This is a genomic window from Actinocrispum wychmicini (assembly GCF_004345645.1).
GTDB lineage: Bacteria > Actinomycetota > Actinomycetes > Mycobacteriales > Pseudonocardiaceae > Kibdelosporangium > Kibdelosporangium wychmicini.
In genome coordinates, this window is the sequence record NZ_SLWS01000011.1 from 176,119 (window position 1) to 194,866 (window position 18,748).

Here is an 18,748-nt window from a genome sequence, read left to right on the forward strand (position 1 = left end):
CAGCGGAAAGTGTGCATTCGATCGACGTGCGTGAGCGCACCCGAACCATCCGTGACACAGTCGCAACCAATTCGCCGCACGGCGAAGCTCAACACGACGCCCGCCGATCGAGAACATTGTCAACGCACCTACCGCCCTGGAGGGTTAATGTTGAAGATCGGCGTGACCGGCCATCGGCTGCTCACCGAAAAGATCGCCGCATACGCGGACCAGTGGATCACCGGCTTCCTGAGTGGTCGCGACACTGACATCATCGGGATGACCAGCCTGGCTGATGGTGCGGATCAATTGTTCGCGCGGGCGGTGTTACAGCGCGGTGGCACATTGCAGGCGGTCATCCCGGCCAGGGACTATGCCGGGACGATCATTGACCGGGCCTCGTACTATGACTTGATCGCAGCCGCGACCACGGTCACTGAACTCGACTACGACCATGCGTTGCCGACGGCATACATGGCGGCGGGCAAGTATATCGTCGACAATTCCGACGTAGTGGTGGCGATCTGGGACGGTAACCCCGGCCGCGGTCCCGGTGGTACGGCGGACGCGGTCGCATACGCCCGCCAGGTCGGTCGCCAGGTCCACGTCTGCTGGCCGCCAGGTGTCGCCCGACCGACGTATCCGCGGTAGATATGGCCCCTCCGGCGTTGCCGTGCCACGGTTCGCGTCTCCGAAAGGCGGGTACTGGGACGGCGGCTTTGATTCCACGGTGAGGATTCGCGTCGCCGCCGATGTGACCGGTCTCCAGGAAGCCGACCCTCAGTTGGGTGCGCGACGCTTGATGGAGTGGTTGGCCAGCACGCCGGCTGATTGTTCTCGACGATGTGCGGAATCCAGGTGATCTGCGCGAGTAGCGTTGCTGGCCCGGTCTGCGATGAACACAGCGTGCTGGCCGGCGCACCCGTTCCGAAGAGAGAAAGGGTTCGACGATGAACAGATTCTTGTCCACTGCGCTCGCCGTGGCGTCCGCCGGTGTGCTGATGGCCTTCCTCGCTGTACCTGCGGCCGCTGCTCCAGCGATGGCGCAACGTGCCGCGACCACCGTCGCTGGCCCGGCTGCGGTCGGCGGTGGGGGAGCAGGCGACAACCACCTCGACTGCGGCGGTGGTGGCGGATCAGGCGACAACTGACCTACGCACCGGCAGCGGCGTTCGGTCGGTCGCAGGCTTGCCCCTTAGAACGCTTGTTTCTCGAGTGCTGAGCTCGCTGCGCGTGGTGCTCGCCCACTGGGCGGCCTGGGTGATGCGGCTGCCGCGATACAGGGGCGCCGGCTCCTGGTCGAGGTTGGCCCAGGTGCCGGCTGCCTCGGTGAGTTGGTGGTGGATGCGCACGGCCCGGCGTTGAGCACCTCGATCTTCGTGTTGGCGCCTTTGTCGAGTCGGCGAGCCGAAGTGCGCGACCGCGTCGTTCCGGTAGGCGGCTCGGGTCACACGGGCCGGTGTCCTGCGGTGGAGTCGATGGCCGCCTGTACCGCTTCCAACAGCGCGACCAGGCCTTGGGCCTGTTCCCATTCCGCGGCCGTGTAGTTCCAGATGTGTCTCGTGCCCGGGACTTCCGGCCGGCCATGCGCAATCTCCACGGTCCGCTTCCCCTTCCGGTCGGGGCCGGTGACGCGTAGGTGCAGGTGCCGTATGTGGAAGCGGAGAGCGTGACCGCCGAAGATCTCCAGTATCCGACCGTCGAACGAGTAGAACTCTCTGCCGACCGTGGTCGTGATCTCGTCGTTCATGGGTGAACCCTATGCACGTTGATCAGTCGGTGCCAGGTCCCTGTCGCGCACCACTTCCATCACCGCCCCTGCCACCGCGCGCATGATGATCGGACACCTCGGCTGGCCGAAAAGTCCTCCTCGGCGAGGACTCCGTTCCGGTAGACCCTGGTCCGTGACAGGGCACCCCTTCTGATCGCTTGTCCGGGACATACCCCCACGCCGGCCAGGCAAACAAAGCCGACACCGCGGCTCTGTCCGTGTCTTGGTCCTCTCACGCTGCCGGTATCGTGTCCAACAGGTCGGCGACCTCGGCGAGGTCGCGGTACGGCCGGGCCAGCAACGGCAGGTGGCGCAACCGTTCGCAGGTGCCGACGTCCGCGCCGAACAGGTCGGCGCTGGTAATGATTCCCAGCGCTGCGCGGGAAAGCTGACCTCGCGGAGGACACGACGCAGGATATGGCGAGTTCACGCGTGACCGGTCTGACATCGGCGGATGTGGCAGATGCCGTGCCTGGTTGCGGGCGTGACCACGGCTTCGCCGAGTTCGCGTAGTCGAATCGGGGAGTACGAGGATCGGAGTCCACACGCGACGGCCGGTCCTGTATCGTGAACGTAGCGGCGGACCGAGCGGGCGAGTGTACACAGTAGACCTTCGAAGCGGGTGTCCTGCGTCGGGCGTCCTCGAGTTGCCGCATGACTTGCTCGACTTCGGCGAGGTGGACATCGCTGGACAGGTAAACGTCTTCGACCGCCAAGGGTCGGTTCGTTATCCATCGAAATACGACTGTTCGAGCGTACCGTCCGGCAACGAATACTCTCTCCTCGGCCTGAGCGTGCGTTGCTCGACGGGCCTGGAGGATGATGTCGGAGTGGAGCGCTTTCAGGACGACGACGCTGGCTATGAGCGGTGGTTGGCCGCTCATCCTGACCTGTTCGTGCTCAACACCGCCCGTCGACCCGCGCCGAATTACCTGATGCTCCATCGGGCTACATGTCGCACGATCGCCGGTACTCCTGCACGCGGCAACCGGTGGACCGGCGATTACATCAAGTTTTGCGGCCGGCGAACCGAACTGGAGGAGTTCGCCCAGGCCCAAGTTGGCGGCACAGCCTTCCGCTGCCGCCTCTGCTTGTGACTTTCTCCCACTGGAGGACAAGGACAGGCCGTTACCGAACGCCGCGCAACTCGTCTGGAATTGCCGGCGGAGCTGTAAGTTGCATGGCGCGCTGATCGAAGAACAGGCGGGCGACGAGGTCGCCACGGGAGCTGGTGCCAGTCTTGGGGAAGATCGACTTCAGATGGTCCTGGACAGTGTAGGTCGACATCCGAAGCTGTTTGGTCATCAGGCAGGGAGCCCCAGAAATGTGTGGATAGTCGCGAGCACCTCGGTCGTAGCATGATCGACTACGCAATGGAGGTACTGCGATGAGAACGTTGCACGTCGGATCGCGGGTGACCGATCTCGGGCAGTCGCTGGCGTTCTACCCGGCTATCGGCTACGAGGTGGTCGGTAGCGTGCCCGAGACGCCGATCGGGCAGCTGACCCGGTCGACCGTGGATCGAACTCGTCCAGTGGCCCGCGGGCCACACCGACGGCATCACCGACGTCGACTGGCCAGAGGAAGGGGAATGAGGATGGGTAGGACGCCACTGCGGCTGTACATGTCCATGTCGGTAGACGGGTACATCACCGGGCCGGACGACCGGCCGGGCCAGGAGCTCGGCCGCGACGGAGGGCGGCTGTTCAACTGGCTCGACGACCGGATGTCCGAGGGGATCAACGGGCAGGTGTACGCCGAGGCCAGCTCGACCGGCGCCGTGATCTCCGGACGTCGCACGTTTGAGCTGGCCAAGCGATGGAATGGCGACCACCACGACGGCGTGCCGATCAACGTGCTCACCCACCACATCGACCCGGCCGACAAGCCACCGGGCAGCGCGAAGTTCTACACCGACGTCAACGCGTGTGCCGCCGAGGCCCGAGAAGCAGCGGGAGATCGACCCGTGCTGGTGCACGGCGCGGGTGCGGCGCAGGCGTTGCTGGCAGCCGGTCAGCTCGACGAACTCGAACTGCATCTCGTCCCCGTACTGCTGGGTGACGGACGACGGCTGTTTGAGCCGACCGGACTCGGCCACGTCGAACTGGAGCTCGTCCGCCGGCTCGAAGGCCGTAACGTCACACATATGCGTTACCGCGTCGTCCATCAGGATGGGAAACAGCCGTGACTCCGTAGTGGGCTTGCGGCAGCACAGCCGAGCGGACTCGGCGGTGCTGCCGCGTTTCGGCTATGAGCCCAGTGAGTTGTAGCTGGGTGGGGCCGAGTCGATCGGGGCGTGGGCTTGGTCGTGTGGGACTGCGACAGTGATGGTCGTTTGGCAGGTCAGGCCGGCGGCATCGCGGGCGGTCACGTGTACGCGGTATATGCGGCCGTCTCCGGTGCCGAGTCGTTCGGCGCGGAGCGACGCGGTGGTCGAGAGCGGGGCGGTCAGGGTCGCGTCCGGTGCGGTGGCGTCTTCGGGACCGGTGAGTGGTTCGTCCTGGGTGATCGCGTCGATGGTCGTGGTGACGGTGTCACCGTCGTCCGGGTCGGTCGCGCCGCTGACCGTGATGCCGACCATCTTGTGGTTCGGGGGCCAGAGGGTGGCCGGGTAGGGGTGTAGTGCGTGGCAGTCCGGCGGTCGATTGAGGTGGCTGAGCACGGCCTGGGTGAGCGCGTCGGCGCCGGACGCGGGGACGAGGCCGCTGTTGACGAGGCTGGCGACCAGGTTCGAGGTGAGCGTCTGGGCCGAGGTGGCCAGGCCGGCCGCGAGCCGGAATGTGACGATCCGGACGAGCCGGTCGGTCAGGCTGGGTTCCTGGTCGACCCCGAGCGGCGCGGCCTCGACCGTGGTCCGTCCGTCCAGCCCGGCCTGCAGGAAGCCCGCGGTGGCGTGCTGGCGGCCGGGTGGCTCGCAGGCGTCGCCGATGCCGTCCAGGGCGGCGTCACGCTGGTCCGGGTTGGCGGTGTCCGGGCAGTTGTCCAGCTCGTCGAGGACTCCGTCACGGTCGGCGTCGGCGATCACCGGGGCACCGTTGCGGACGGCGAAGTCGTAGCGGCCGCGCACCGGGCTGTCGACGCTGTGGTTGATCAAGCCGGTGTCCTGGTTGAGATCCAGGAAGGCGCCGGGGACGCCGGAGCCGGGCAGTTCGACGAACGTGCCGGGCTGGCCGGTGCCCTTGGCGAAGCCCGCGCGGGCTGAGGCGCCGCCTTGGCACGCTGCGTTGCCGCCGCTGGCGGTGCCGGTCTCCCACTGGATCCGGTTGTAGTTGAACTCGATGTCGAAGTCACCGGGGTTGACGTCCGAGCGGTCGACCAGCACCACCTGGAAGTCGTTGCGCACACTGGTGATCTGGTTGTAGCAGCCCACCGATGGCCAGGTGGCGCCGAATGCCGGGTGGCCGTCGACGGTGCCGGTTCCATAGTGGACGGTGTTGCCCTGGCGGGTGTCGACGTCGGCGAAGAACGGCGCGATGATCGACCGCTGCGTGCTCGACAGGTCGAACGGGGTGAACGTGCCGAGCGGCTGGTCCAGCGTCAGGTTCCCGTTGTTGTTGACGAACGCTGAGCTGAACTGACGGCCGAAGAAGTTGGCGGTGAACCCGATCGGCACCGCGCCCGTCGAGCCGTCGTCGTTGGGCGGCAGTTCGGTGGCGTCGAAGCCGGGTCGTGTTGCCAGGCGTGGCAGCGGTGGTCGGTGTGCGACCGGCACGTTGAACGAGAACGTGTTGCCAGTGGGCGAGGTCGTGCCGGACGCGGTGGTCTCGGTGACCCCGGGGTTGCGCGCGTCGCCGAAGAGGTCGACCACGGCCATGGAGAGGGTGAACGGCGATCCGTCCGGTCCGTGCACCAGGACCTGGTACTGGCCGGGCGGCGGGTTGAGGATCAGCGCGGTGGCCGCGCTGCCTTCGGGGTTGTTGGTGTAGATCGAGCCGGTGATGCCGTTGAGCACGGCACCGGCGGTCGTGCGGCCGGTCTGCGCGCCACTCGGGTCGGTGACCAGGACCTCGGCCGGCGGTTCCTGCACGATGGCGAACCGGTCGATGGAGGCCAGGTGGTCGATGAGCGTGGTGTGGAAGTACACCTCGGCGGCCTGCACCTTGGCCGCGAGCGGTGCCTTGGGTGAGGCCAGCGCGTTCAGGTTGGCCCAGAATGTGAGCGGGCCGGTGTTGTATCCGAGCGTGCCGGTCAGGCTGTCGCGGATGTCGAACCCGTCCGTGTGCCATTTCACGAAGATCGAGCCGCCAGCTGGCGAGTTCAGCGAGCAGTTGTTGCGCAAGGCTTGGAAGTCGCACACGGGCGGGACGGCGGCGTCCTCGGCGCGGTAGAAGTCCAGTGACGCGGTGGCCGTGCTGGTGGCCACGACCACTCCGATGGATGGAGGGAATATTGCCGGGCACAATCCGAAGGGGTGCAAGCAGGTGAGCCGCACGCGAAGCACGCCGCTGTTGGAGTCCAGCGAGCAGTACGCCGGTGAGCGCGCCGACACAGTGTTGAACGTCAAGCCAAGCGGGTCGTAGCTGACCCGGTAGCCCTTGCCGATCTGGCCAAGGATGTCGGTGGCGGTCACCGGTGGCAGTTGGACCGGATTCGACAGGCCCGTTGGGCAGTTTCCGGTGATGGTGACCTTCGCCTGGTTCGACGTGGCGCCCTCGTTGTCCGCGACGGTGTAGCTGAACTCGTCGGTGTCCTCGAAGTCCTGGCCCTTCTCGTAGGTCACCACCCCGCCCGAGATCCGAGCCGTGCCGTGCCCGGGTGCGTTGACGATGGCGACCGAGCCGGGGTCGAGCGAGCCATCCGGGTCGAAGTCGTTGCCCAGCACCGGAATGTCGTCGCGCGGCCGGTCCGCGATGTCCTTGGTGTCGTTGACCGCGACCGGCGGCTTGTTGGGCGGGGTGCCGCCCCAGAACAGCGGATCGGGCGAGTAACTGTCCCCACCCGCCGCCGACAGTTCGATCTCGTATTCGACGACCAGGTGGTCGAAATCGCACCGCGGCGACCGCCCGAAAGTGGCCTTCCCGCGCTGGCCGTCGATCTCGGCCACCCGTGACCGGCCAGCGCTGTCGGTCTGCACGTGCCCGTTCTCGATGAAGATGATCGTGCCATCCGAGAACACGTGGATGCTGTACCGCACCAGCTCCTCGGGACCGTTCTGGTGCTTCTCCACGGTATCGAAATTCACCAGGAAATAATCGTCCTTACGCAGCGGTGTGGTCGTCCCACACTCGTCATACAGCAGCATGAACGTGTCCGCCGGTGACCCGGGCTCCGCCCGATCCGGTCTCAGGTTCGCCTGATCGGAGTAAAGAAACGCGTGCCGTTGGGGGAACTCCGCCGGCGTCACATCGGCCCATTCACGGGTGCCGTCCGCGCAGGTGGTAAATGATCCATCGGTAATGTGACAGAAAGCGCTTGGCCCACTTGCCGCCCACGTGACACTGGGCACCGCGCCCAGTAGGAGGCTGAGGCATGTGCCCAAGGTGATCAATTTCCGGCCAATTGTCATACTCGGCTCCTTTGGTAACGCGAAACGCGGGTACGAACTGCCAAGCAAATCGGGAACCAGTCGGAACCGTTACTACGGATGCACCGCGATCAATGTCGAACAATCACCAATTGCCCGGTCTCTTCGTCGCCGACGGCTCGCGTTTCCTGAACGCACACGAACCATAACGAGGGCGCTTGTCGGAACAATGCCTCCCCGCGTTCGTCAGCTGAATCTGAACCAGGTGCCGCCGTCTCTCAGCCAGGTGCCGGTCGATGAGCCATGCTGAGTCTGAAAGGGTTTGCCGTAGTCATCGACGATCAATGGTGCGCCCAGTTGTCCCTTGTAGGCCCAGTCGATCGCGAGCCGCCAGGAGACCAGGCAGTTGCAGATGTCCTCAGGGCGGTTGGCGAGACTGGCTACCGCGTTGATCTGGAGCTGAACGAGGTCTTTGTCCGATGTCGTGAAAGGGAAGTTGTGCCCGTCGACCTCGGTGATCGGTTGAGCCAACGGCGGATCCAGGATGATTTTGAGCCGGCCCTCGTCCGGCTCACCGCACTCCGCCACGGTGCGGACCACTGGCCCGGCGATCCCTGGGGTCTTGTGCACGTCGACGAGACGGATGTCGAGCAGGTTGACGGCGCTCGGCTCCTTGCCCTGGATCGCCAGCTTGAAGTTGGTCACTTGGTGATCGACGCCGCCGATGGTGTGCGCCCAGGTCTCGTCCATGGTCCCCACGCCTGGGGGCGGCACGATCGACGTGATGGGCTGCGGGAACACCCACTGGCCGTGGCCGCCGCAGTGCGGAATGGCAGCTCCGTTGTCCACGTGGTTCCGGTCGTAGACAAGAGTCACCCCGAACGGCACGTCAGCGGGGTTCGCTGTCGCGCCAGGCATCACCGCCGGCACGCCGGAACTCGACGTGGCGACAGACGGACCGGGCGCGCCCCCCGTCGAGGACGGCCTCAGGGAAACAGCGATGACCAGGCCGCTCACTGTCACGACAGCGCAGATGCCAATCCATCGGTGGGCCGCAAGGAACTTCCCCGCACGCGGCAACCAACCAGGATTGGCCGCGGGCTCGATCGGGCGGTGATCATGATAGTGGATCCCGCCCTTGATGTTCGCCGCTTGCACCACAAACTCGGACTCGCCCACCGATAGCGTATTGCGAACGTCATCCGGTTGACGGTCCGGCTCCTCGGTCACGATTCGAGTATCTGTGCCACACCAGGAGCCGTTACTACTCCATCAATGGCGCTGTTCTCACGCGGGGACAGCAGCCTGTCGATCTCGTCGGCCGAGTTGTTACCGTGCGGTGGGATCTGCGGCGCGTTGCCACCGGCGCCACGGACCTGTCACCCGTTCTGGTTCATCAAATGACCTGGTCGAGCAACTCGGTCAGCCGGCGGCTGATCCACGTACCGTCGGCCGGCGTCAGCGTGGCCAACAGTTCGTTTCCCACGGCTTCCACCGTCACCGCGTAACGGCCTGTCGCGGTGTCGTACCAGCTGACGATCGGTGACCGTCCGTCCGGACCGTTCGCCGCGGCCTGGCCCGCGCCCGTGCGCTCCGAGTCGACCAGGGTGATGACCGCCCGCGCGGCCCGGCCTGTGACGTGCGCCGCCGCGAGGACCCGTTCGAACCCGTTGTACCCGGAACGTGCGTACGCCTCCATCGCGGCCGACAACGCCTCCCGAGGCATCCGGACCGGTTCCCCTGGGCCGGCGGGAAGATCTCCGATGACGTGCATGGCCGCCGCGACAAGCCGGTCAGGACGGGCTGGTTCGAGTGTCAGCTCATTGTCGTCCAGCACCGCGAGCACAGCCCGCTCGCCCGTGCCGGCGGCCAACACCCGCCATGCCTTCTCGCCGAACACGAGTGCGTCCACGGAACGTGTCGGACGATTCAGCAGTTCGACGAGTTCCCGGAGACCCGGAGCGACTTCTTCACCGTCGGTGAGTCCGGCGTTCTCCAGTGTCGCGAACACCTTGGCGCCCAACGCGTCGCGCTCCGCCATGGTCACCCCGTGCGAGGGAACCTCCAGCGGATAGGGTGGTGTCTGCCCGGACAGGTCGTCCCACAGCAGGTCGAACTCCAAGTGGGACAGCACCACGCCGCGCGCTGTCGGTGTACATCGGGCCATCCCGTCCTCCCTCGGCTACGGTGGGCCGCTGCGGACTATAGCGGTCGGAATGGATGAGTGGACGGTATGGGCCAGAACGTCGTCAGCGGGCACTTGGTCGTCCGCTCTTCCGGAACGGATGCGGTGTTGGCGGCGATCAACGGAACCGCTGCGCGGGAACGTGTTCAGCTGCTCATGCATTGCCCTGTCCGCGCAGGCGATGTCGCGTTCGCTGACTGTGCTTTACAAGCGTCCCATGACGGTGTGGTGATGCTGGCCGTCGCCGCGGCACGGCTGTCGATTGCGTTCGGCGAGCTGCGTCCGCTGATGTTCCAGCCCGTCGAAGTTTCGCCCGCGTTGCGTGAATTGTTCGCGAACGCTGTCGCGCAGGTGCTGTCGGCTCGGGAGGCGCTGGACCCACATGGATTGTCGCATTATCTGATCGGACTCGCGAATTTGGTGCTGCGCAGCGCTTTACGGGCCGAACTGGACCGGGTGGACACACTCGCGGTACGGCGCAGGGAAGCGATGGACTACATCCGCGAGCACCTGTCCGAACCATCGCTGGGCGCTGACCGCGTCGCGGACGCGCTGTTCATCTCCCGACGGCGTCTCTACCAGTTGTTCGACGACGGGCAGGGAGTGTCCGAGCGGATTCGGGGCATGCGCCTGGAACGCGCCAAGAACCTGCTGACCGACCCGGCCAAGGCCAGTCAGGGCATCGCCGGGATCGCCAAGGACTGTGGGTTCGTCAACGCCACGCACTTTTCCCGTACGTTCCGCAAAGTCGTGGGACAGACGCCGAGGCAGTTCAGGGAGACCGCGCGGTGAACTCCAGCGTGGACAGCAACCGGCCGGCCACGCCGGCCAGGTCCAGCCAGCCCCGTCCGGTCGGCGAGTGCAGCGTGAACATGGTGGCACGTGTGGCCGGTGCGGTGTCGGTGACGACGGCCTGCAGTTGGGCTCCCGCCATCAGGATCGGTTCCACGATCAGCACCGAACAACCCTTGGCTGTCTTGGCTTCCGTCACCTCACGCAGCTCCGGCGTGGACGCGTGCAGGAGGTGGTTCCGCAACTCCTCGGCCTGGCTTGCGGTGATCACGCCGCCGACCAGGATGCCGGGATCAGCGGCCGGATGCGTCACCACCGCGAGCAGCCCGGCACGGTCGCGGTGGGCTGCTTCCGCGGCCTGCACCGCCGCGGCCTCCAGGGTGGGGTCATGCTCGGCAATCCGGGTGATCGCGGCGAGAAGTTCAGCGGTGGTGTCCGCGACCGACCGCAACGACACCGAAGTGATACCGGGAATCGAGGCCAGCTTCACGCCGTCGGCGGCCCTTCTGTGAGCGCCGCCGCGAAAGCGCCAGCGGCACTGGCCGGTTCGGCCCTCGCACTACGTGCCCGCGGCAGTACGGCGGCCAACTCGGTGGCGAGCCTGGACTGCGCCGCGAGTATCTCGGCCAACGCCGGTGGCTGCGGCTGCGGCGGTACGGCGACCAGGTCGTCACCTGGGGCCAAGGCACGGAGCCGTTCGGTGACCTCGTGGGCGGCGGCCAGGTGCTCTCGCTTCAGCTCGCGGGCAGCGTTCAGCACACCGTCCAGTTCCTCGCTCAGGCTCTGGTGCCGCCGCGCCGCCCTGTGCCTGTCGGCCTCGATCCCAGGATCGGCGCTGAGCTGGGCTGCGGTGTGTGCACTGTCCACAGTGTCTTGTGCGGCCGCGATCGCCCGCCGCAGGTTGACCGCATGACGGTCCAGTTGCTCCGCCCGGCGCCGGTCGTCGAGCAACGTGGCCGCCCACTCGTCGAGCACGTCGGCCGTGCCGCGCAGAACCTGTTGTGCCGAGGTCAACTGCGCGGGCTGACCGCCGAGTTGGTCGTGGAGAGCGCTTGCCGCGATCCCCGTCCACCACTCGTGCACATTGGGCGGTAGGCGCGGGATGCGGTCGGCGGCGGTCCGGCAGCGTTCGCTGGCGGCCATCACCGCGTCCGGGCTGCCCGGTGCGGGATCGAAGCCCAGGCCCCGAAACTCACCCAGCATCGAAGCTCCCGGCGACGCGTGACTCCACCCCGGTGTAGGCGTCCCGAGTCGCCCGGACACGCTGCTCCGCCGCGGCCAACTCGCCGTGTACGCCGTCGATCTTCGCGGCACACATCCGTGTCAACTCGTCGACCACCTCGGTCACGCCGCCTGGTCCCAGGTCGCCTGCTGCTCCCTCTGCCAGAACCGCCGACGCGGCTTGGATATCCTCGGTCGCCTGGGCCAGGCGACGGGCCAGTTCGGCGAGCTCGGCCGGATCCGTCCGGTAACCGCTCACTCGCCAAGCACCGACGGGAAGGCCGGGGGCAGGTCGTCCAGCAGGTCGATCCCTGCACCCCACTTGCTCTTGTGCTCCAGGTCCTCCTCGCGGTTGGCGCCGGCGGCACCCGGCGGGTAGCACGCCGAACTCTGTGCCCCACTCCGTGTCCCGGCCACCGCGCGGTACCCGGCGGCGCCCTCTGGACCCACCACACCGACGCCACTGCCAGGCCCAGCCGCACCCGCGAAGCCCGCACCACGCCCGGAACTGGAGTCCGCACCCGGTCCATATCCAAGACCTGAGGCGGAACCGTAGCCGGGAGCGACTGGATCGACGCCCGCGGACTGCGCGTCCGTGCCGGGGACGCCAACGAACACCGCACCCGGATGTGATGGATCCGGGATTGGCCGCAGTGGCTTGGTGTCCGGCGTCCCGATGACAGGATCCGGTCGCGGATCCGGTCGCACCGGTGCGGGATTGTCGGCGGCGCTCAAGTCGGTGGTCGAGGGCGGGGCCTGGAACGGCTGGGGGAGATCATTGTGGACGTCGCGGCTGGACGCCTCGTACGTCCGCATCACGTCGATGGCACGTTCCTTGGCCTCGTCCGCTTGCTTCTTCGACGGCATGACGTCGTCCATGAGCTGGTCAGCCATGTACAGGCCGTTGGGTCCGTCGAGGGTCTTGACGTCGTAACCGGCTTTGTAGGAGCGCTCGGCCCAGTAGTGCACCGGCTCGGGCATGTGTTGCTGGGCGCGCTCCACCGCCGAGGTGTACGAGTCGAGTCCCTTCCCTACAGTGTGCGCTGTCTCGCTGGCGTCCGCGGCCCATCTCGTGAGGGCCGACACCGAGGCCGCCGCCTGCTGGGCGGACGGCCCCCGCCACGAGAACATCAGTCGCTGCACGACCTCGTGCACCTTGGCCGTCGTGGCGTCCACGCCCTGCGCGACCAGACCCCAGTTGTGTGCCACCGCGCCGAGTTGCCCCGGCGCGGCCTGTTGGATCATGTCCCAGAGTTCGGTGTGCGTGTACACCCGCCAGTTGATCCGGGCGAACACGTCGTCGTCATGCCAGTTCCGTGCACGTTCGCGCTTCACCCGTTGTGGCAACGGATGGTGCCCGTCCGTACGGTAACGATGTTTGCGCGGAGCTGGACCGTCCACAGTCACCTCACTGCTCCGACAGGCCGTTGGCGGCGTTGTGATCGTTTTCGGTGTGGATCGTACGCACCTGGCGAATGGCGTTCCGGATGGCTGTCAGCTCGTCCATGTATCCCTGCAACGCTGTTCGCACACCTCCGGGCTCGTCACCGCCCCGCAGCCCGAACGCCCGCCGCATCGGCCGGGTCACCGGACTCTTGCCATCCTGCAGGACAACCCCGAGTACCTCAGCCGCCCGCAAGTGGTCACCGATCTCGTCGGACAGGCGGGCCAGATCCTGCTCAGCCTGGTCCAACGCCTGCGGTTCGAGATCGAACCCGTCAGCGCCGCCATCGGCGACGACCGCGTCCGCCCCGGCCCCGGTCGGCGCGGCAAACTCGGACGCTTTGGCGATGTGTGGGCGTGGTCGCTCGCGGAGGGCATGTTCCTCTCGTGCCATCCGCCGGACATCGTGCATGTCCTGAATTCTCGCCATGGCGGCAAACCTTACAGCTCTCCGAGAGTCAGCGGGTCCACTTCGAGTTGGCGGGACAATGATCGCAGGTGCGCCACAAGATCGTCCTGAGTGGTCGGATCATGGGTGTTCAGCCATTGTGTGGCGCGTTGCCGGGCGGCCCGGCGGCGAGTTGTCTCATCGTCACACCAGAGTTGCACGAAGCAACGCTGTGACACCTCGAACGAACCCAGTTTGTGCAGCCGGAACCGTTCCCCGTCGTCACCGAATTCGCTGGCGGGTAAGGTGGCCCGCCAGATCCCGGAGGGCTGGCGGCGCAGGGCGTCCGCGCGACAGCCCTGTCTCTCCAGCCAACGGCCCAGGACGGCCGCCGGGTCCGGCGCGTCTTCGGCCGCCACGGTACGGAGGATGGCCGGATTGTCGTCGACCAGGGATTCGATGAACTTGTCCCGTTCGCCGGCCACCTGGCTGAACGCGAGACAGCCGGTCCTCCCGTTCGCCATGGACACTTCGATCAGATATACCGGCAGGTAGACCGGGCCGACACTGACAAGTGTCACGTCATGAAGTTCGTGTCGCAGGTTGAACTTGTCGCGATTCGTCCGGCCGGCCAACTGCTGGACGGCGTCAGCCCGGAAGTTCGCGAGATCACCGATCAGCGCCTGGAACCGGGTCCGGTCAGCGGTGGCCTCCACCGGTAGTTCCGGCTCGTGGAGCACGGAAATCCGGCCGGAGTGGTGCTCGCGCGGCAACGGCGCCGTGGTGAACCCGTCGAAAAGCAGGTTCTGCCGGCTTTCCTTCCACACGTAACGAGTGCCTTCCAGCAACGACTGCCTGCCGAGCGGGGTGAGCGCGTAGGCCGGCCCGTCCGTGGTGACATGCCCGATGTTCGTGAGAAAGCGCAGGACACGCTCGACAAGCGGGCGGTCCAGCCCGAAGAATCCGGCGAGCCCGTCGAGGGTGTCGACGCCGCCCTCGGTGATGGCTCGTTCGATGAACTTGTCCAGCACGTCGTACGGCTGACCGTCGTGGACCTTGGCGCTGATCTCAGCCTGCCACAACGGAAAGAGGGTGGCGAAGATCCGCGACGGCCGGACGTCACGCAGGGACAGGCAATGTTCCAGCGCTCGCCGCACCGGATAGATCGGGTGGCGCGAGCGGGTGTTCGTCGTCATGATCCACCTTTGGCGGTCCGAGACGGCAGGATGACGCCGTGTTCTCGCACGTACGCGACCATGTCCCGGAACAGCTCACGCAGTCCGGTGTCCCGGGCGTTGGTCAGGGTGCGCAGGTCGCCGATCACAACCACCTGTGCCTTCGCCCGGGTGAGCGCGACGTTCAACCGACGCAGTTCCTTCAGGAAGCCGACGTCACCACGGCCGTTGCTGCGTGTGCATCCGTAGACTATGAGGTCACGTTCGCCGCCCTGGAAGGAGTCCACGGTGCCCACGTTCTCCTCGATCTGGTCCGTGGCGCCGAGTTCCGCCCTCAGCCGACGCGTGACCAGGGCGGCCTGCGCCTGATAGGGAACGATCACGGCCCAGTCCATGCTTCGGCGGACAGCCTCGACCACTACCGGAACGACCAGGTCGGCCTCGGCCGGATTGTCGTAGCCGTGCCCCTGCCACGCGGTGCCGCGAGCCCGCTTGCGCGTCTCCTCATCGCGTTCCGCACGTCTGGTGGCCGGTTGATCCGATGTGTCCACGATCGCGAACGGGCTGCCCAACAGCGGACCGTGGCGTGGGACGTCCTTCGTCGTCAACCAATCCGAGTAGAAACTGTGTGAGACGAAGTCGGCGATCACCCGCGGCATCCGGCGCTGGACCTCGAGCCGTACCATGTGCGATTCCGGAGCGTGGTCGAACAGCGACTCGAATGCGCTTGTCCTGAGCAGGTGGCCGTACCGGTGATCGGTGCGGACCTCGTCGAAGAACGGCGGCAGTTGCATGTGGTCGCCCACCATCACCGCCCGCCTGGCCCGGACGAGCGGGACGAGCACGTCCGGCAGGGCGATCTGGCCGGCTTCGTCGACGATCACCAGATCGAAGTCCAGTTCGGTCAGGTAGTCCGACGTCGCGACGCCGATGCAGGTCGCCGCGACCACGTCGGCGTGCCGGATGAGGTCCGGATAGAGTTGCGCCATCGGCCTGCTGACCTGTTCCCGCCAGGCACCCAACAGTTCCGCCCGGCACTTCAGTTGTGGCCACGTTGCCTGCCACCAGTTGACGTACCGCGTCCAGTCCGCGAGACCGGCGTCGTTGATGACCGGCGGGACGGCAAGACCGCGAGTGGCCGCCTCGATCGAGGTTCTCGCGTCGGCCAGTCGTCGCGTCGCCTGGTCCTGTCCGTGTCGCGCCGCGGCCAACTGCTTGCTCGCGCCGCTCAACTCGGGGTGCCGTACGCGTTCGTGGGCAAGGGTTTGCCGGGCTTGGTCGAGCATCACACCAGTCGTGGCCCGGACGTTCGTGGCGTGGTCGAGGCGGAGTTGTGTGTCGTCAACCCGCCGCGCCCGCCGCGCGGCCAGCCATCGGTGCACCGGGGCGAACATTCCACTGTCGCTTTTGGACTGAGCCATTCCGTGGCGGTTCCGCAGTTTGTCCAGGGAACGGGACCAGGATTCGACGTCGTTGTCGTGCTTCCGTAGCGTGGATTCCAACTCGGCCAGCTGAGCGCACAGTGGCGCGAGGACCCGCTGTTCGGCCTGCTGGAGTGCCGTGGCGAACTGATCGGTCGTCTCATGCGCGGTGCGGGCGTCCTCCAGGAGCGTGATCAGGCGGTCAAGCAACCGCTGTGCCAGATCGTCCTGGATCAGGGGCGCGAATCTGGCGGCCGTCGGTTCCGTCCTGGCCAGGATCTGCTCCTGCAGCCGCGCGGCCTGGGATTCGATCATCTTCGTCCTGGCGAAGTCCGTCAGTGATCCCTCGTTGCCGATCCGCAACGACAGCAGTCGTGGTGACAGCTTCTCCAGCACGTTGTCCACGGCCCGGTTGGTGTGCGAGGTGACCAGAACCTGTTGGCCACGGGCGGCGCATTCCCGGGCGATCTCGGCGATCGTCCGGGTCTTGCCGGTTCCCGGCGGCCCCAGTACGAGCAGCATGTCCGGCACCTCGCAGGCCCTACTGAACGCGCTCAGCTGGTCGGTGTCCAGTTTGGTGTCCGGCCGGGCCGAGGTGTCGGGCTTGAACGCCGCGTATCGTCCGTCGACGAGAACCGGCAGCAGGTTGGGGTTCACCGACCGGCCCTCCCTGAGGAAGGACACCGCCTCACGCCGTTTGCGGTACACCGTCTGGCTCCGCACCTCTTCGAGACTGCCCTGCTTGGGCACTCGACGCTGGTCGATGGTGGTGTCGAACAGGACGGTGACGGCCAGGTCCTCGATCCGCAGAACTTTGCCCCGCAGATCCGGCTCGCCTTCGAGCTGGACCAGCTTTCCCTTGGTCAGCGAGGCCCTCCGGGCGAGCTCGAAGACGTACACCCCACGGTTGGAGTACCGCTCCTCCCGTGTCGGCCGGAAGTCCCGGTACGGCAACAGGACCGTGGTGTCCCACTGGCTGGGCTCGATGTCCCTCGCCGCTTCGACGACTTCGTCGAGCTGGTCCAGATAGTCCGAGTGACGAGCGGAGAGCGCCACGTCCGCGGCGGTCCCGGCCTGCTGTCGCAGCCCCTGCCATGCGGTGTTGATCAGGTTCCAGTGCGACTCGTACCGCCGATGCTCCCGGAGCACCTGTCCCTTCTCGAAGAACAGGTGCCAGTCGGGTGGGCGCAGCCGGAGCATGCCCTTGGCCAGGCGGTCATGGTCCTGGTACCGCAGGCGGTCGACGTAGCCGATCTCGTACAGGTCGCCGAGCTGCCTGCTCGGGTACAGCGACAGGAACCAGCTCGCGCCGTAGACGACCAGCCGAGACTTGGTGCCGGTCGCCTCGACTCTCGCCGGTACCCCACCGACGGCGGTCAGGGTGCGCAGTTCGTGCTGCATCCGCGACAGGTCCGGCACATACGGAAACCGGGAACGGAGTTCGTGGAGGGTCGTCTGCATCTTCGCCGACGGCACGAGTGCGATCGGTGACGGCAAGGCGACCCCGAGTTGACGCGTCACGCTGGACCTCCGCGGCGCAGTTGGTCGATCACGGTGGACAGTCCCGCGCTGAACGCGTTCGCGTCCGCTGGTCGCACGTCGGGTACCACGTCCAACGCTCGAGCCAGCAGTTCGTCGGCGCTGGACGGCAGACGCGGGTTGACCGCGGTGGGCGGCGGAGAGCCTGTGGGACTTGGCGGGTGGGCAGTGAGCACGTGATAGACGATCGCGGCGAGCTGGTAGACGTCGGTGCGTGCCCCATCGCCTGCCGACTGACGCAGCGAGAGGAACTGCTCCGGGGCCTGATATGTCACCGGGTCGGCTGCCACCGCGGCGTTTCCCAGGTCCCGAATGGACACTTCGGCTCCGTTGCCGGCCAACACGATGACGTCCGGGCTGAGCGCTCGATGGCTGTGCCCTCTCTTGTGCAGTTCGTGCAGCACCGCGCAGAACCGGCGGACGGCAAGGAGAAAGTCCACTGTCCGCAGGTGGTCCAGCGGCCAGGTCGTCGGACCGTACACCCGTCGGAGGGTTGACGCTTTCGTTCGGCGCAGGACAAGTGTGACGTGGTCCGCGTCGCGGATGGCTTCCAGCAGACGCGGCATCCCCGGCACGGTGTCCAGTTCCTTCAGCAGGTCCGCCTCAGCGATCAACGCAGCACGCTGCTGTTGCCATTCCGTTGACCGGCGGAGTCTTCGGACCTGGCGGAGGAACACCGGTGCCGGCATGGGATCCAGCCGTTCGGCCGGCGCGTACCGCCAGGCCCATGTGTGCGTGTCCGACACATGCTCCTCGGTCTGCTGCTGGAGCAGGAAAGACGCTGAGCCAAGCTGTACTTCTTCACCTGCCTGCCACGGCTCGTCCGGTGGGGGAGCCGTGGCGGTTGTGCTGCCTGTGTCGTCGGCCGCCAGTTCTTGTACACGTGTGAACAGTTCCGCCGTCAGCCGTGCCAGGTCATTGTGGTGATTCCGGTGGTCCAACCGGATGTACTGGCATTTGGCCAGTGGCGCGATGTCCGGCGGCAGGTCCCCGGCGGTCAGCCTGTCCGCGTTGAGCAGCACGGGGATGACGGGGATCTTCAGCCGGAACGCCTCGGCCAGTTCACGGCGGACCCAGTCGTCCGGTTTCTGGATCCTGCCGTGCTCGAGCCATCGTCGCCCGATCACGGCCACCAGCGCCGCGCTCGCCCGGACGGCCGGCAGAAGGTGCTTCTCGAAGTCGTCACCGAGCGGGATCGACTTCGACGCGAAAAACACGTTCCCGGTGCCGAATCTGTCGGAGAGAGTGTCGTTGATGAACGCCGCTGCCCAATGCTCGTCATCGGTGCGGTAGTTGATGAAGATCTTCCCCACGGACCGCATTGTGCGCTATCGCACCAGACGAGTTCGGTCGGGGTCGGATGTGTCCAT

The 18,748-nt window shown here is 66.6% G+C and carries 18 protein-coding genes; 5 read left to right on the forward strand and 13 right to left on the reverse strand.

From position 1 onward, the window contains the following. The first annotated feature begins 147 nt into the window (after window positions 1-147). A complete protein-coding gene (locus tag EV192_RS40190; protein ID WP_207926579.1) occupies window positions 148-630 on the forward strand; it encodes a hypothetical protein in 483 nt (160 codons plus the stop codon). A gap of 299 nt (window positions 631-929) precedes the next feature. Beyond that, window positions 930-1,130 carry a hypothetical protein gene (locus tag EV192_RS40195; RefSeq protein ID WP_132123918.1) on the forward strand — a complete coding sequence of 67 codons (201 nt, stop codon included), beginning with the start codon at window positions 930-932 and terminating at the stop codon, window positions 1,128-1,130. Between the two features lie 296 nt (window positions 1,131-1,426). Here EV192_RS40195 and EV192_RS40200 read toward each other — a convergent pair whose 3' ends face one another. Both EV192_RS40200 and EV192_RS40205 read right to left on the reverse strand, forming a co-directional pair. Further along, the gene (locus EV192_RS40200) at window positions 1,427-1,729 is read right to left on the reverse strand and encodes a hypothetical protein (protein WP_132123919.1); all 303 of its coding nucleotides are present in this window, start codon (window positions 1,727-1,729) and stop codon (window positions 1,427-1,429) included. A 253-nt stretch (window positions 1,730-1,982) separates the two neighbouring features. Then, a complete protein-coding gene (locus EV192_RS40205) occupies window positions 1,983-2,180 on the reverse strand; it encodes a hypothetical protein (protein ID WP_132123920.1) in 198 nt (65 codons plus the stop codon). Window positions 2,181-2,409: 229 nt separating this feature from the next. Here EV192_RS40205 and EV192_RS56355 point away from each other — a divergent pair, with 229 nt between their 5' ends. Both EV192_RS56355 and EV192_RS40220 read left to right on the forward strand, forming a co-directional pair. Then, on the forward strand, window positions 2,410-2,847 hold the full coding sequence (locus EV192_RS56355) for a hypothetical protein (protein ID WP_243727371.1): 438 nt from the start codon (window positions 2,410-2,412) through the stop codon (window positions 2,845-2,847). A gap of 290 nt (window positions 2,848-3,137) precedes the next feature. Then, window positions 3,138-3,938: a dihydrofolate reductase family protein gene (locus tag EV192_RS40220; RefSeq protein WP_243727372.1), complete on the forward strand. Its 801-nt coding sequence runs from the start codon at window positions 3,138-3,140 to the stop codon at window positions 3,936-3,938. Between the two features lie 60 nt (window positions 3,939-3,998). On the opposite strand, the gene EV192_RS40225 is transcribed toward EV192_RS40220, so the two are convergent. The 3 genes from EV192_RS40225 to EV192_RS40235 all read right to left on the reverse strand — a co-directional run bounded on the left by EV192_RS40225 (window position 3,999) and on the right by EV192_RS40235 (window position 9,381). Further along, entirely contained in the window at window positions 3,999-6,992 is a 2,994-nt protein-coding gene (locus EV192_RS40225) for a nidogen-like domain-containing protein (RefSeq protein WP_165960879.1), read from the reverse strand. A gap of 468 nt (window positions 6,993-7,460) precedes the next feature. Then, complete coding sequence (locus tag EV192_RS40230) at window positions 7,461-8,444, reverse strand: hypothetical protein (protein WP_132123923.1); 984 nt, start codon at window positions 8,442-8,444, stop codon at window positions 7,461-7,463. Between the two features lie 166 nt (window positions 8,445-8,610). After that, entirely contained in the window at window positions 8,611-9,381 is a 771-nt protein-coding gene (locus tag EV192_RS40235) for an ESX secretion-associated protein EspG (protein WP_132123925.1), read from the reverse strand. Between the two features lie 66 nt (window positions 9,382-9,447). On the opposite strand from EV192_RS40235, the gene EV192_RS40240 reads away from it, so the two are divergent. Next, entirely contained in the window at window positions 9,448-10,191 is a 744-nt protein-coding gene (locus EV192_RS40240) for a helix-turn-helix transcriptional regulator (RefSeq protein ID WP_132123927.1), read from the forward strand. Here EV192_RS40240 and EV192_RS40245 read toward each other — a convergent pair. The 8 genes from EV192_RS40245 to EV192_RS40280 form a co-directional block, all read right to left on the reverse strand. Then, window positions 10,172-10,681, reverse strand: a complete 510-nt coding sequence (locus EV192_RS40245; RefSeq protein ID WP_132123929.1) for a hypothetical protein — start codon at window positions 10,679-10,681, stop codon at window positions 10,172-10,174. The genes EV192_RS40240 and EV192_RS40245 overlap by 20 nt on opposite strands. Further along, window positions 10,678-11,394 (reverse strand): hypothetical protein, encoded by a 717-nt coding sequence (locus EV192_RS40250; protein WP_132123930.1) that lies wholly within the window; start codon window positions 11,392-11,394, stop codon window positions 10,678-10,680. The genes EV192_RS40245 and EV192_RS40250 overlap by 4 nt, the downstream gene beginning before the upstream one ends. Beyond that, window positions 11,384-11,671, reverse strand: coding sequence for a hypothetical protein (locus EV192_RS40255; protein WP_132123932.1), 288 nt, complete (start codon window positions 11,669-11,671; stop codon window positions 11,384-11,386). Before EV192_RS40255 ends, EV192_RS40250 begins: the two co-directional genes overlap by 11 nt. Then, the gene (locus EV192_RS40260; protein WP_132123933.1) at window positions 11,668-12,747 is read right to left on the reverse strand and encodes a PPE domain-containing protein; all 1,080 of its coding nucleotides are present in this window, start codon (window positions 12,745-12,747) and stop codon (window positions 11,668-11,670) included. Before EV192_RS40260 ends, EV192_RS40255 begins: the two co-directional genes overlap by 4 nt. Before the next feature lie 73 nt (window positions 12,748-12,820). Continuing rightward, a complete protein-coding gene (locus EV192_RS40265) occupies window positions 12,821-13,285 on the reverse strand; it encodes a hypothetical protein (protein ID WP_132123934.1) in 465 nt (154 codons plus the stop codon). 11 nt (window positions 13,286-13,296) lie between these two features. Then, entirely contained in the window at window positions 13,297-14,439 is a 1,143-nt protein-coding gene (locus EV192_RS40270) for a hypothetical protein (RefSeq protein ID WP_132123936.1), read from the reverse strand. Beyond that, on the reverse strand, window positions 14,436-17,360 hold the full coding sequence (locus EV192_RS40275; RefSeq protein ID WP_132123938.1) for a DEAD/DEAH box helicase: 2,925 nt from the start codon (window positions 17,358-17,360) through the stop codon (window positions 14,436-14,438). The genes EV192_RS40270 and EV192_RS40275 overlap by 4 nt, the downstream gene beginning before the upstream one ends. After that, window positions 17,357-18,691, reverse strand: coding sequence for a TIR domain-containing protein (locus tag EV192_RS40280; RefSeq protein ID WP_165960880.1), 1,335 nt, complete (start codon window positions 18,689-18,691; stop codon window positions 17,357-17,359). The genes EV192_RS40275 and EV192_RS40280 overlap by 4 nt, the downstream gene beginning before the upstream one ends. Window positions 18,692-18,748: the final 57 nt, after the last annotated feature.

Excerpts from the sequence above, each read along its gene's own strand:
- EV192_RS40200 (WP_132123919.1), bottom strand. The coding sequence starts at position 1,729 with ATGAACGACGAGATCACGACCACGGTCGGCAGAGAGTTCTACTCGTTC.
- EV192_RS40235 (WP_132123925.1), bottom strand. The coding sequence starts at position 9,381 with ATGGCCCGATGTACACCGACAGCGCGCGGCGTGGTGCTGTCCCACTTG.
- EV192_RS40220 (WP_243727372.1), top strand. The coding sequence starts at position 3,138 with ATGAGAACGTTGCACGTCGGATCGCGGGTGACCGATCTCGGGCAGTCG.
- EV192_RS40270 (WP_132123936.1), bottom strand. The coding sequence starts at position 14,439 with ATGACGACGAACACCCGCTCGCGCCACCCGATCTATCCGGTGCGGCGA.
- EV192_RS40265 (WP_132123934.1), bottom strand. The coding sequence starts at position 13,285 with ATGGCGAGAATTCAGGACATGCACGATGTCCGGCGGATGGCACGAGAG.
- EV192_RS40225 (WP_165960879.1), bottom strand. The coding sequence starts at position 6,992 with ATGCTGCTGTATGACGAGTGTGGGACGACCACACCGCTGCGTAAGGAC.
- EV192_RS40190 (WP_207926579.1), top strand. The coding sequence starts at position 148 with ATGTTGAAGATCGGCGTGACCGGCCATCGGCTGCTCACCGAAAAGATC.
- EV192_RS40250 (WP_132123930.1), bottom strand. The coding sequence starts at position 11,394 with ATGCTGGGTGAGTTTCGGGGCCTGGGCTTCGATCCCGCACCGGGCAGC.
- EV192_RS40195 (WP_132123918.1), top strand. The coding sequence starts at position 930 with ATGAACAGATTCTTGTCCACTGCGCTCGCCGTGGCGTCCGCCGGTGTG.
- EV192_RS40240 (WP_132123927.1), top strand. The coding sequence starts at position 9,448 with ATGGGCCAGAACGTCGTCAGCGGGCACTTGGTCGTCCGCTCTTCCGGA.